Raw genomic sequence first — 13421 nt, forward strand, 5'->3', positions numbered from 1 at the left:
ATGCCAGCCAGGAATTCAGAAACGCCAGCTTAAACCCACGTTCCAGTCACCGTCCAATGCAACACTGGCATAGGGTGACCAGTGACCTTCCTGGCCGTCAAAACCAACCATCATCGTGAAAGCATGCGTGTTATCACGTCTGGGCTGACTGGCTTCACTGCCGTCATAAGAGAAAGAATAGCCGGCCAATTTAATGCCTGCTCCCCAGCGCCAGCTGTTCTGTAAATCAAACTCGCGACTTTTACCACGCTGGCGATAGCCAAGATACGACCAGTAAATCCCGTGCTGCCATTGCTGTAACAGTTGTGCCCGAATACCCTGATCAACACTGCCGGTACCCAATGAATCCTGCGCTTCGGCAGTTGGTAATTTCAGACGAAAACGGACGTCCCACCAATGTGATAACCAGGATCGCTGGACCAGGTACGTGGCTGATAACCAGCTGTCAGTGATTCCTTGTTTACCGTCGCGGTAACGTAACCAACCGGAGCCGGCTTTTAAACGCCAATGCTGCAGTCGCCAGCTGCCACTGAAGCTGGCCTGACCCCAGGCATCCGAGCGGATGTCATCGCCCTCACCGTAGTGAACGCCCAGCTGAGTAACGCTGAACTGCAGACCATCCGTCTTCGATCCACTGGCGTGCACCAAAGTACCTGTGCCGCTTAATAATCCAGCCCATATCATCACAAACCAATAACGCACCACGATCCCTGATATCCGGCAATTAAAAGGCGCTGATTGTATCAGCTCAGCAGTGTTTTTGTTCCAGAAGCTCGAACGCATGGGTTTACACACCACTGACTTGATATGGAAATTTTTCCCACTTATTATCCGATCAATAAATGGTAATTTTTCCCATATATGGATTGGAGAATATTATGCACAATTACATGATCAGCGCGATTTTGGTGTCCAGCCTGGGTTTAGTCGCTTGCATGTCGGATGATAGAGATTCAGATAAAATTGATGTCGACAAAGCCCTGAAAAACAGCACACAACTGGAGACCTACCTTAAAAAGGGCCTGATTGACGATATGGATGGTCAATGGCGCGAATTCGATGATACGGCCGTAGAGATCGCTCAAGATTCCACCAGTGGAACAAGCCAACCCAATTTTGGTAACAACAGCTCAACCACCAACACCCAGGAAGATAAGGTCGATGAAGCGGATCTGGTGAAGCAAAACGGAGATTATTTGTACGCCTATTCACCCCGTCATTTCTCAGCTTCCCAAAACGAAACCGTCGATAACCAACAAGCTATCCGAGTTTATAGAACGCACACTAACCCGCTGCGCAGCACTCTGGCTGGCGACTATGAATTACCGCAGCACTTTTACGAATTTCATGGCATGTTCCTGCATGATCAGGGACTGATCACTTTATCCCAGCAAGGCACTGTTTCAATTTATCACGGCCCTGCTGTTGCCATTGATGCGACGGTCGAACCCGTATCAGGGAGCGCCGATCTTGCAAACATCAACCCGGTGCCAACCGCTGAGCAAGCACTTAAAGCATCACTGACATTCCTCAATCTCGATAACCCCGCACAGCCCGAAAAACAGTCCCAGCTGGAATTTGAAGGTGAAATCGTCGCCAGCCGGCGCGTGGGCAACTTTCTTTATGTGGTGAATCGTTTCCAGCCATTGGTGTTACGCACTCAGGATGATTACCGCGATCAACAACAATGGATCCGCAAAGTCATCGATACACCTCTCGAAAAACTGCTGCCACGTTATTGGGTTAATGGCGAGCTAAAAGGCACACTATTCGATGGTTCCGGCTGCTACCTGCCTGATCTCCAACAGCAAGGTGGCTATCACAATATCGTCACCCTGCTGAAAATCGATTTATCCAATCCAGCCAGCTGGCAAGCCAAGTGCAGCAGTGGCCGGGTAAATGATGTCTATGCATCGGAAAATAGCTTATTTTTGGCCGCCGGTTATTACCACAACGGGACACGCATCGATCAGTTCTCAATGGACGATTTGGCGCTGCAGGCCAGTGGTCGGATTCCCGGCTTTTTACAGTGGCCAATGCCCGCCTTGCGGATGAGTGAAAAAGACGGTTATCTCCGGGTTCTGGTTTCTAACCGCAACTTCAGCGCACTGCCTGAGCCTATCGATAGTCCGGTTACATTAGCATCAGACACGGTATCAAACGGTGACAACACCCCACCCTCCTGGGCAGAAGCGCACCACCGGTTATACGTGCTAAAAGCCAATGCGCAGCAGCAGTTTGATCAGATTGCCGTCATTCCTAATCGCCAACAAACCACCATCATTGGAAAACCCGGCGAGCAAGTGAAATCGGTGCGTTTCCGTGGCGATAGAGCCTATATCGTTACTTTCCGCCAGACAGACCCCTTGTACGTGATTAATCTCAGCCAGGCCGATAAACCGTTTGTTGAAGGCGAACTGGAAATTGAAGGATTTTCACAGTATCTGCATCCGCTATCGGATACGTTATTGCTTGGCCTCGGCATTGATGCGAACAGTGCCGGTCGCACGCAGGGTTTAAAAGCGACCTTATTTGATGTCAGCAACCCCGCTACTCCAACCGAAATCAGCTCACAGCTGTTTGCTGATGATGATTCCCACGCAGCCTACCTTTACGATCACAAGGCTGTGAACTTTCTCGACAGCGCAGATCAACAAACCACCCGCGTTGCCTTTACCTGGAGCCATTGGAACGGCGCTCGCATTAACCACCTGCGCATAATCGATATCAATAAACTCAGCAAATCGATGAACCTGGTGACCGACCATGTTTACGCCAATGGTGGCGAGCAATCCTACGAACGCTACAGCCGGGCGGTCTTACACGGCGATGGTGTGCATCTGGTTCAGGATGGTGAAGTGACCTCAGGGCCGGTTTCCAGCTTTCACTGAGCACGACTGACGACGTAATCCTTTTCCCTTCGGCTCACCGATAGCAAACCTGTTGTGGTGGCAGGTTGCTATCCGTGAGCTTTTTTTCATCCGCCATTGTCTGGCTTCCGTCGCGGCCGTCTTTGCTTCACCTCAAGCGAATCCTCCCCTGCTGTCAGCCGCCGTCGGTAGCCACGGTTCCATCGCAGACTTTTAATAATCAGACGCTCAACTTTCCAGCTTCAATTCGCTAAACTAGCGCGCTGTTTTATTTGTACTTTTCGGATACATTGATGGAGTCATTGCATGGTCAGCCCGTTACAGCCCAATTGCCCAAGTAAAGCCGCAGAACGCCGCTTCTGGGGAGATCTGCACGGTGCCAGCCAGGCATTGGCCATTGCCAGTGCAGCGAGCAATCAAAAAGGGCTGACGTTGGTCGTTACCTGCGATCCGAACACGGCTCTGCGGCTGGAAGACGAAATTCGTTTCTTCGCCAGCGACCTACCAGTGCTGCACTTCCCGGATTGGGAGATCCTGCCCTACGATGTATTTTCGCCGCACCAGGATATCGTCTCACAGCGTATTGCAACACTGAGCCAGCTGAGCGATTTGCAACAAGGTGTATTAATTCTGCCGATCAGCACCCTATTGCATCGTTTACCACCGGCTAATTTCTATCAGGGCCAGAGTTTTGCGTTGGATATCGGCGCGAATTTTGACGTTGACGCGACACGTTTGAAGCTGGAAGCAGCCGGTTATCATTGCGTCGATACGGTATACGAACACGGTGAATTTGCGGTACGCGGCTCGATTATGGATATTTTCCCAATGGGCCAGGAGATGCCATTCCGTATCGAGTTATTCGATGACGAAATTGAAACCTTGCGCACATTCGATCCAGACAGCCAGCGAACAGTTGATAAAGTCGATTCCATTCGTATTTTACCAGCACGGGAATTTCCACTAAACACCACCGCCATCCGTACTTTTAAAGGTCGCTGGTACGACTTTTTTGAACAAGACGGTAAGCAATGTCCAATTTATACCGATATTGCCGATGGTATTGCGCCAGCCGGCATTGAATATTATCTGCCGCTGTTTTTTGACGATGATTTAGGCAACTTCTTTGATCACCTTCCAAAAAATACTCTGGTGATTCACGACAGCGAATTAGAAGCTTCTGTTGAACATTTCCGCAACGATGTGGAACAACGTTACGAAAGCCGACGCTACGATATTCAACGCCCGATTCTGGCCCCCAGTCACTTATTCCTGGCAGCCGATCAGTTATTCAGCCGCTTAAACGAATTCCCACGCGCGCAATGGCACGATAACGACTTACCGGATCGTGCCGGCGCCATTGCTTTTGCGGCAGAGAAGATCGCTGATATCAGCGTTGACTCCCGTCTGGAACAGCCATCACAACGACTGGAATTCTGGCTTAAAGAGAATGCCGCTGATCAGGGCGGCAATCAACGAGTGTTATTCTGCGCTGAGTCCGCTGGGCGTCGCGAAGCATTAAAGGATTTATTACGTCGTATAGAGGTTCGTCCACGGGAAATCGATAGTTGGGATGACTTTGCAACCGGAAATGACCCACTGGGTATCATTATCGGCCCGATTGAGCGCAGCGTTCAGCTAACCGAAGATCAGCTGGTCATCATCACCGAAAACGAATTATTCGGCCAGCGTATTCAGCAGCGCCGTCGCCGTACGAAGAAAACCACCGATACGGATTTAATGATCCGGGATCTATCTGAATTACAACCGGGTTCCCCGGTCGTGCACTTGGATCACGGTGTTGGCCGTTATTTAGGCCTGGAAACGTTAGAAGCCGGTGGTCAGACCAACGAATTTTTAATGCTGGAATACGCCACCGGTTCAAAATTATACGTACCGGTATTATCACTGCATTTAATTTCCCGTTATGGCGGTGGTGATGAAAGTACCGCACCACTGAATAAACTCGGCAGTGAAAAATGGGCCGCAGCGAAACGTAAAGCGGCAGAAAAAATCCGCGATACCGCCGCTGAACTGTTGGATATTTACGCCCGCCGTGAAGCGAAAAAAGGTTTCGCCTTTGATAAACCCGACGATGACTATCATCGTTTTTCTGCCGGTTTCCCGTTTGAAGAAACCCCGGATCAACAAGCAGCAATTGAGGCCGTCATCGGAGACATGACCGGCAAACGGCCAATGGATCGTCTGGTGTGCGGTGATGTGGGTTTTGGTAAAACGGAAGTTGCCATGCGTGCAGCCTTTATGGCGGTACAAAGCGGTAAGCAGGTCGCAGTGTTAGTACCCACAACCCTGCTGGCGCAACAACACTATCAGAACTTCGCTGACCGTTTTGCCGAATGGCCAGTCAAAGTGGACGTGTTATCGCGTTTTAAATCGGCGAAAGAAACCCAGGCATCGTTGGATAAAATGCTTGAGGGTAAAACCGATATCGTGGTTGGTACCCATAAGCTGCTGCAGAAAGATGTTAAGTTCGACCAGCTTGGGTTATTAATTATCGATGAAGAACACCGCTTTGGCGTGACACAAAAAGAGCGGATTAAATCGCTACGGGCTAACGTTGATATTCTGACCTTAACCGCGACGCCTATTCCGCGTACGTTAAATATGGCCATGGCGAGTATTCGTGATTTATCGATTATTGCCACACCACCAGCCAAACGTTTAAGTGTTAAAACGTTTGTTCGCCAGCATGACGACGCCACCATTAAAGAAGCGATTCTGCGGGAAATTTTACGTGGTGGTCAGGTGTATTACCTGCACAATGAAGTCAAAAGTATCGAAAAAGTGGCACGTGAATTAAGCGAAGCCATTCCTGAGGCACGCGTCACATATGCTCATGGCCAGATGACTGAGCGCGAATTAGAAGGTGTGATGGGCGACTTCTATCACAAGCGTGCCAACGTATTGGTGTGTACCACCATTGTTGAAACCGGTATCGATATTCCATCGGCAAACACAATGATTATCGAACGAGCTGATAAATTCGGTTTGGCACAGCTGCACCAGTTAAGGGGCCGAGTGGGCCGTTCACATCACCAGGCTTATGCTTATTTATTAACACCACCACCGAAAACCATGACCAAAGATGCGGAAAAGCGCTTAGAGGCCATCTCCTCCGCTCAGGACCTGGGTGCCGGTTTTATGCTTGCCACCCACGATTTAGAGATTCGTGGTGCGGGTGAATTATTGGGCGACGAGCAAAGTGGTCAGATAGAAACAATTGGTTTCACCCTGTACATGGAGATGCTGGAGCAGGCAGTTAATGCAATTAAATCCGGAAAACAACCCGGAGATGATCTGGTACTGAATCAGGGCACCGAAGTAAATCTGCATGTACCAGCGCTGATACCTGCAGATTACCTGCCTGATGTTAACGGACGTCTGACCCTGTATAAACGCATCGCCAGTGCAAAAGATGAAGCAGATTTAAAAGACCTTCAGATAGAAATGATTGATCGTTTTGGTTTATTACCCGATGCCGTAAAAAATCTGTTTCGCCAGACTGCATTAAAGCTAAAGCTGACACCACTGGGCATAGCCAAACTGGATGCCAGTGACGAAGCCGGTCGTATCGAATTCGCCGCACAAACCAGCATCGATCCATTTACTCTGGTTAAACTGGTGCAAACTAAACCCGGCAGCTATAAACTCGAAGGCGGCCATACATTGCGCTTCTTCTTTAATATGCGCACCATGGATCAACGTTTTAATATGATCGAACAAGTGGTCACCGAATTGCAAAAGGAACCTAACTCGTGAGTTTTTTCGCTTCTCTGAGACGAATTGCCGCAGTTTCATCAATACTGCTGTTATCTCATGCGGTACAGGCGAACCCCTGGTATCGCGTCGAGGTGATGCTGGTTGCCTACCAGGACGAAGAAACCATCGACCACGAGCTATGGCCAGATGCCATTGTCAGCGAACCGCCCGCTGTTGAAATTACCGATAAAATTGATAAAGCCCAGCACAGCTACGAGTGGTGGCTAAAACCAGAAGCTGGCGACGTACAGGCAACAACCAATGACCCGTCGCAACTTTGGTCAAAGTTTGGCGTAGAAGAGACGCCAGACAGTCAGTTCCTGCAACCGTTAACCCAACTGGAAGATCTGATCTTTGCCGACAAGGCCACCAAGATCAATCGCCGTAGCGATATGCAAGTGATCTGGCATCAGGCATGGATCGAACCCATCCAGAATGAAGATCAGGCCATCCAGCATCCAATTGACGTCTCTCTGCAAGACAAATTGAATATCCAGCTGCGTGGGACTGTACAGCTGCATGTTAGCCGCTATCTGCACATCAATACCGATCTTCAGATCCAACATTATGAACTGATGGAGCCGAATGAATTAGCAGCGCTGACACTAGCCGCTTCCCATAATGAAAAATCAGATTATCGTGTCAGTTTATTAGGGGATAGTGAGATATCGTTAAGCGAACCTCAACTGATACCAGTTCGTTCCGCTAAAATTCAACAGAGCCGCCGAATGCGCAGTAAAGAACTGCATTATGTGGATCACCCGATGTTAGGCCTGGTCGTAAAGGTTATTCCGATTGAAACCAAAGAGGATGTTTTTAACCCTGACAAAAATTAAAATAAATAACCTAAGCAGGTCGGTATCAGGGTCAGGCCATATCTTTTGCGTTCAGTATTCTTGAAAAATATCGCAACATAGCAGCCTGACCTCAAATTTTCTTGTCGATGCCGAACACTGAAATATCCTGACAACCAGGCAATTCTTCTTTTTTAAGTCCTATCGTTAGTGGCTTTAATGTTCGGTCCCGGCGTATACCCACATTGGCTCGGTTTTTCCTGCCCGGACAAAACCCAATGCCCGATAGAAATCAACGGCCTCACCATCGGCTGTTAACATTTGCTGATGAAAGTTGCTATAAACGGTTTGTAACGACTGCATCATCAAACGGCCAATTCCCCGCCCATGGTATGCGGGATCTACCAGCATATGAGGGTAATACACCACAAGGTGACCGTCAGAAATGGCGTTACCAATACCCACCAACTTGCCATTTAATCGCGCTGTTACCAGGGAATGAGAGTTACGTAACGCGGCCAAAAGTTGTTGCGGTTTATCCGCTGAAGACCACTGATTGGCACGATATAACTCAACCACCTCAGATGATTCAATCGAATCATGCAAAGAGATAACCGTTTCAGATTCTGCCATACTCACGAATAATACTCCTGACAATAACGTTAACAGGATTCGACTGTAACATGATCACAAACAGAGTTCTGCTTTTGTTATGGGTAAGTCAGAGGGTTGTCTTTTTAGAGTGTTCCCAACCCCAAATGGAATCATACAACTCTGATACATCATATGAGTCGTCTGGTGTATAAGGCGTCTTTAGATCGACGACTGAGGGACAGGCAGAACGATGGTAAAGCAGGCACCTTCTCCTAAAGTACTGCGTACCTCGATAGTACCACCCTGCTCTTCAATAACTCCCAGAGAAATGGAAAGTCCCAAACCCGTCCCCTCTCCAACTGGTTTAGTGGTAAAGAATGGCGTGAACAGTTTATCGATATTTTCGTGGCTGATACCAGGACCATCATCTTCAATCGAAATATGCACTTTATCGTTCTTGATACAGGTCTCTATGTTAATACTGCCCTGATCTTCAACAGCCTGATTGGCATTGGCAATCAAGTTAATAAACACCTGACTCAACTTGCCGTAATAACCCTTGATTACCGGAATTTCCCCATACCGAACATCAACAACAGCGTGGTATTTTAACTGATTATTAAGAATATTCAGTGCACCACGAAGACAATCATTAACATCAATTTCCTGCATTTCACCGCTCTCTTCACGGGAAAAGGATTTAAGATCAATGATAATTTGTTTCACGCGATCAAGGCCTTCTTGCGTCTCTTTTGATAATTCACCAAAGTCCTCCAATAAATAAGCAATGTCGAATCTATCGAGGGATTCACGTATTTTTTGTGCCATCTCATTGTTAGGATTCACATCCACTTGCTGTTCTAACACTTCAATAAATGTGTGAATATCATTAAACGCTTCTTTTATAGTATTCAGGTTGGAGCTGACAAAGCCAATCGGATTATTAATCTCATGCGCAATTCCTGCCGCCATCAGACCGAGTGATGCCATACGATCAGAAGACACCAGTTGTTTTTGTTGTTGTTTAAGATCATAGTGAGCTTTTTGTAAATCATAAAATGATGAATACAATTCTCGCGATTTGTCCTCAAGTAACTGCTCTGCACGTTTGCGGAGCTCTTTTTCGCGAAAGTAGGCTTTTTTATAATCGGCCAATGTCAGCTCCTGGTTGGCAGAATTACTGCAACGTCACTAACAAATGGCAGCAGTCATCCCCTTTGTGCATACACACATCGTGGGTTAAATGATATGCCTGGTTAAAATGTTTAGCACTGCCGTCGATCAGACCTTCCGCCAATTTGCATAATTTTCGCGGTGATTGATAAACCATCGTCAGCCTGTCAGGCAGTTGTTCGTGATATTCAAAGTGTGGAACACCGGCGTCGGGAAATAACTTCCTGACCTCGACATGAATCAAGTGATCCACGGAAAGTAAAAATGGGAATAAACCATCATGATCAAAAAACTGTGGGAAACGCTGATAAAACTGCTTGACCATATATTGCCCAAAAGCGTAAACAAGATCATTGTTATCTATGCCGGTAACGTTTGAGGCTGAGACTACCAAATCCATAAGTGCCTGGTCTTGATAGGTTTCGGTCGAAATAAACATACCATCTGAATCAGCACCATCCAGAACCGCCTGCCAGCCATCAAGGCCATAATTTTCTTCAACCATGTCACGCAACATATCGAATACCATGCCTTTCATTCGCTATCCCTCGGGTATACCAGGCTCAATCTCTTCAATCAGCACATAGACATCTAACTTATCACCTGACATATGTTCCAAGTTAACAATCTTATTGATAACGTTTTCATCAAGGATATGACCGCGTTTCAGCAATACCATTCCGCGTCCAGATAACAGGTTACGACTGAGCATCATGGATGGTCTCAATGCCGATACCGGAATCAGCTTCTCCCCGTCCTCCAGCTTATCGATATTAAAGTCTTGATAAGTCTCAATGAAAATATCAACAATGCGTGGGTCATAACGAATGCCGGAAAAACGAACAATTTCGTTTTTGGCTTTGTTTTCTTCGTATTCAAAACCGGTATATTTGCCCAGAACCAGATCAACATAATCGCGAACAACCGCCAGAATCAGACTGCCGTTGGGAATATGTTCGCCAGCCAGCTTGTCCGGAAAACCGGAGCCATCGAATCGCTCGAACTGGTTGCGAATGTATACCCCGGCCATGAACAGATCAGGGATGCCCAATAGAGCAGCTTCACCCAGAATGGGATATTGCTTAAACAGCTTCAGCTCTTCACTGTCAAACTCACTATAGGGTTTGGACAACATCCGATCAGAGAAACACATCTTACCGAGATCACACAGCAGCATGGCATCGCGCACAGCAGCCACTTCGTCGTCAGGCATGCCCAGCTTTAGCGCAACTTCCTCAGCCATCGCCGCTTTGACAGTCGCTGCTTTTGCAGCCTTTTCATCCCGCATGGCGGCGATACTGGATGCCAGTGTCACCAGATGCTGGTAGCTCTGATTAATTTCTTTCAAAGCCTGATCAAGCTGTTCAGTGCGCTGAGCCACCTTTACTTCGAGGTCGCCGTTCAACTCCTCTAATTGCCTGTTCTTATCCAGCAATTCGCGGCTAAGCTGTTGATTTTTAACTTCTAAAATTTTTGAGCGAAGATTGTCGTTAACAATCTGGCGGATTTCATCATCATTCCAGGGCTTATTCATGTAACAGGCAATTTTGCCTTTGTTAACCGCCGCAATGGTGGATTCCAGGTCAGCATAACCGGTAAGAAGAATGCGAATGGATTTGGGGTAATCACGCGCGGCAATTTCAAGAAACTCGGCACCGCTCATACCAGGCATACGCATATCCGAGATGATGAGATCAACCTCGGTATTCTCCATAATGTACAGCGCATCCTTACCGGAGGTTGCCGTAATGACGTCAACAGCGCATTTACGCAGCGTGCGGGTTAACGACTTCAGGATATTTTCTTCATCATCCACCAGCAGCACAATTGGCTTAACCACATGTTGAACTTCTGATGGGGCGGTCTCTGCCTGCATTCTCAAGCTCCGTTGATACCTGTCTTAACAGTCTAGCTGAACTAATCCAGCTTGCCCTATTCCAGGCATCACACAGAAAGGCCATTAAGCAAAGAGGCGTTATCTCACTAAAAACCGGAGTTTCAGAGAACGCGATAAGCGCGTCTGGCAACAAGGTTTTGATTAAGGCAGGGCCAGTTCAAACCCGCCCAGCGCAAAGCGGACCCCGTTAATCAACGCTTCAACTCTGTGGACGCCGGGATAATGCTTACGCGTGCTCATATTTTTCAACGACACTTTTTTACTGAATTGCGCACTACCCGCTGGTTCAAGCTCCACGGTTTTCAGCTTGAACACTTTAGGACCGGCACTGCCATTGGCTTTGACATAATGAATCACTAAATCAACCAGTAACGGCTGAGTTGTTGCAGCGCAGCTTGTAATACAAAAGGTGATGTTCAGGTTATCACCCAATGTTGCCTGTTCAGGAGTAAGGTGAATATCGCCTACGTTTACCTCGACATCCTGGCCATAACCTAACACCGCCAGCGCTTCAGGCTCAGCCCGCTTGACGGCGGAACGCAATGCGTGATTCACCAGCCAGCGACGCTCTTTACTGGCACCCTGTAACCAGTTTTCGCAGGTCTGGCACAATACTCCCAGGTGATCTTTACCAATATCATTGAGGTTATTAGCCACCGAACGGCGCACATACAAAGACGCATCGTCTTTTAACCGCTCCAATAACTCCAGCACCGGCGATGGATCCCGTTTAAAGGGTTTCAGGGCAATCGCCCAGGGCAGACGTGGTCGTGTGCCTTCAGAAATTAACCGACGAACATGTTCATTTGGATCGTCCAACCACTGTGCTAAACGAGCCAGCGTTTGCTGCGGATACTTTAATAAAAAGGGGCGAATGCAAAATTCGGCGGTAAAACGCTGCGTTAATTGATATTGTGCGGCCATGGACTCATCAAAATGATCGAGACCAAATTCAGCAATAAAATAGCTGTGTGGCAAATAGAAAAACGACGACATGCCAAAGCTGCGACTATCGGACAGTGGCGCCCCCATTGAACTCACAAGAATATCGATAGCGGTCGGGTAGTGTTCTGGCAAAAAGCCATGTAAGACACGGGCAATGTGTTTGCCCCTTGGCATCAGCTCAAGCTGCTCAAACCCTGGAAGAACCTGTTGCAGAAAGCCCGCTGCATCAAATTGTGGAAACACCTGCAGAATATCGTTTGCCAGTTTCCGCGGGACTTCCGGGCCGTATTGATCTTTCAATGCTTCTGCCATAATTTTCCATCTGAAATATGAGAATCGCTACCTGGGTTATTGATAGGGAGTTTTAACAACCACATCCGCTGAAAACAACGACAAGCGCCGCGATTACTGACAATACCTGGCAGCAGTTTGCTCCCCTGTAGCAGTGCCACGCTGCTGGATTACAGCTGCATCATCAGCGAGTTTTACCATAAGCTGGTCGTTGGCTGAGCCAGTTGAGGTCAACGACTTACAAAAATCCATCGTCAACGATTATGGCCCGCGCTGTCACTCCTTACCTCTGCACACACAACAAATTCACCCTAAAAAATTAACTCAAAGCTTGCACCGTACTCCGCTTAAGTCTATTTTATTAATCAACTGATTAATGAATTAAAACAGATTCTCCATTTATGACCCGTGGCAGACCTCAGGACCCGACAAAGCAGCAGCTCAGCAAACAAGCTTTACGCCAGGCAGCACGTGATCTGTTGCAACAAAAGCCCTACCGCTCCATCAGTATTCGGGAGTTGGCGCAAAAGGCTGGTATGCAATCGGCGATGGTGAGTTACTACTTTGGTAGCAAACAGGGCCTGTTTATCAGCCTGCTTGAGGAAAGTGGCGAACACCGCCAGAACATTTTCCAGCAGCTTGCCGCCGAGATTCTGCAACAGCCGAATCAGGCGCTGGCCTTGCTGGTCAATAATATGATTGACCTGATTACATCGGAGCCCTGGCTGGTAAGGTTGCTACAGGACGAAATTCTGACTCAGCAATCTGAACTGCGCAGTGCTTTTCTCGAAGCCGTTCCCAAGCCTCTGTCTCGCGGATTAATTGAATTACTTGAGATATTGATTCAACACAAGATTCTGCGTCCAGAGCTGAATCCGCGCTTTGCAGTAGCATCATTAATGAGCAATCTGATGTTCCCGTTGTTGGCTGAACCCGTAATGAGCGAAGCCATCGATATCAACCGCGACGTTATTCGCAGTGATGCCTGGAAGCAACACGTTACTCAGGTATTGAGCCAGGGTCTGATGCTGAGTCCGGCAACCAACCACAACAGCCATTGCTAAAGCGCAAATCAAT

At 47.9% G+C, this 13421-nt stretch carries 10 protein-coding genes; 4 read left to right on the plus strand and 6 right to left on the minus strand.

Annotation, left to right across the window (positions count from 1 at the left end):
- Positions 1-15: 15 nt before the first annotated feature.
- On the minus strand, positions 16-702 hold the full coding sequence (locus MK185_07840) for a hypothetical protein (protein MCH2040529.1): 687 nt from the start codon (positions 700-702) through the stop codon (positions 16-18).
- 176 nt (positions 703-878) lie between these two features.
- Here MK185_07840 and MK185_07845 point away from each other — a divergent pair, with 176 nt between their 5' ends.
- From MK185_07845 to MK185_07855, 3 genes are all read left to right on the plus strand, one after another.
- The gene (locus MK185_07845) at positions 879-2891 is read left to right on the plus strand and encodes a beta-propeller domain-containing protein (GenBank protein MCH2040530.1); all 2013 of its coding nucleotides are present in this window, start codon (positions 879-881) and stop codon (positions 2889-2891) included.
- A 285-nt stretch (positions 2892-3176) separates the two neighbouring features.
- Positions 3177-6650 carry a transcription-repair coupling factor gene (gene mfd, locus MK185_07850; protein MCH2040531.1) on the plus strand — a complete coding sequence of 1158 codons (3474 nt, stop codon included), beginning with the start codon at positions 3177-3179 and terminating at the stop codon, positions 6648-6650.
- Positions 6647-7486 carry a peptidoglycan binding protein CsiV gene (locus tag MK185_07855; GenBank protein ID MCH2040532.1) on the plus strand — a complete coding sequence of 280 codons (840 nt, stop codon included), beginning with the start codon at positions 6647-6649 and terminating at the stop codon, positions 7484-7486. The genes mfd and MK185_07855 overlap by 4 nt, the downstream gene beginning before the upstream one ends.
- 174 nt (positions 7487-7660) lie before the next feature.
- On the opposite strand, the gene MK185_07860 is transcribed toward MK185_07855, so the two are convergent.
- The 5 genes from MK185_07860 to MK185_07880 form a co-directional block, all read right to left on the minus strand.
- A complete protein-coding gene (locus MK185_07860; GenBank protein ID MCH2040533.1) occupies positions 7661-8077 on the minus strand; it encodes a GNAT family N-acetyltransferase in 417 nt (138 codons plus the stop codon).
- Between the two features lie 180 nt (positions 8078-8257).
- Positions 8258-9193 carry an ATP-binding protein gene (locus MK185_07865; protein MCH2040534.1) on the minus strand — a complete coding sequence of 312 codons (936 nt, stop codon included), beginning with the start codon at positions 9191-9193 and terminating at the stop codon, positions 8258-8260.
- A gap of 22 nt (positions 9194-9215) precedes the next feature.
- Positions 9216-9749: a heme NO-binding domain-containing protein gene (locus MK185_07870; protein ID MCH2040535.1), complete on the minus strand. Its 534-nt coding sequence runs from the start codon at positions 9747-9749 to the stop codon at positions 9216-9218.
- Positions 9750-9752: 3 nt separating this feature from the next.
- Positions 9753-11087 (minus strand): response regulator, encoded by a 1335-nt coding sequence (locus MK185_07875; protein ID MCH2040536.1) that lies wholly within the window; start codon positions 11085-11087, stop codon positions 9753-9755.
- Between the two features lie 162 nt (positions 11088-11249).
- Positions 11250-12365, minus strand: coding sequence for a DNA alkylation repair protein (locus MK185_07880; protein ID MCH2040537.1), 1116 nt, complete (start codon positions 12363-12365; stop codon positions 11250-11252).
- A 380-nt stretch (positions 12366-12745) separates the two neighbouring features.
- On the opposite strand from MK185_07880, the gene MK185_07885 reads away from it, so the two are divergent.
- Complete coding sequence (locus MK185_07885) at positions 12746-13408, plus strand: TetR/AcrR family transcriptional regulator (GenBank protein MCH2040538.1); 663 nt, start codon at positions 12746-12748, stop codon at positions 13406-13408.
- The last annotated feature ends 13 nt before the right edge of the window (positions 13409-13421 follow it).

The sequence above is a fragment of the Saccharospirillaceae bacterium genome, from assembly GCA_022448365.1.
Classification (GTDB): domain Bacteria; phylum Pseudomonadota; class Gammaproteobacteria; order Pseudomonadales; family Oceanobacteraceae; genus Bacterioplanoides.

Coding starts and splice junctions, on each gene's coding strand:
- MK185_07845 (MCH2040530.1), top strand. CDS start 879: ATGCACAATTACATGATCAGCGCGATTTTGGTGTCCAGCCTGGGTTTA.
- mfd (MCH2040531.1), top strand. CDS start 3,177: ATGGTCAGCCCGTTACAGCCCAATTGCCCAAGTAAAGCCGCAGAACGC.
- MK185_07860 (MCH2040533.1), bottom strand. CDS start 8,077: ATGGCAGAATCTGAAACGGTTATCTCTTTGCATGATTCGATTGAATCA.
- MK185_07870 (MCH2040535.1), bottom strand. CDS start 9,749: ATGAAAGGCATGGTATTCGATATGTTGCGTGACATGGTTGAAGAAAAT.
- MK185_07875 (MCH2040536.1), bottom strand. CDS start 11,087: ATGCAGGCAGAGACCGCCCCATCAGAAGTTCAACATGTGGTTAAGCCA.
- MK185_07880 (MCH2040537.1), bottom strand. CDS start 12,365: ATGGCAGAAGCATTGAAAGATCAATACGGCCCGGAAGTCCCGCGGAAA.
- MK185_07885 (MCH2040538.1), top strand. CDS start 12,746: ATGACCCGTGGCAGACCTCAGGACCCGACAAAGCAGCAGCTCAGCAAA.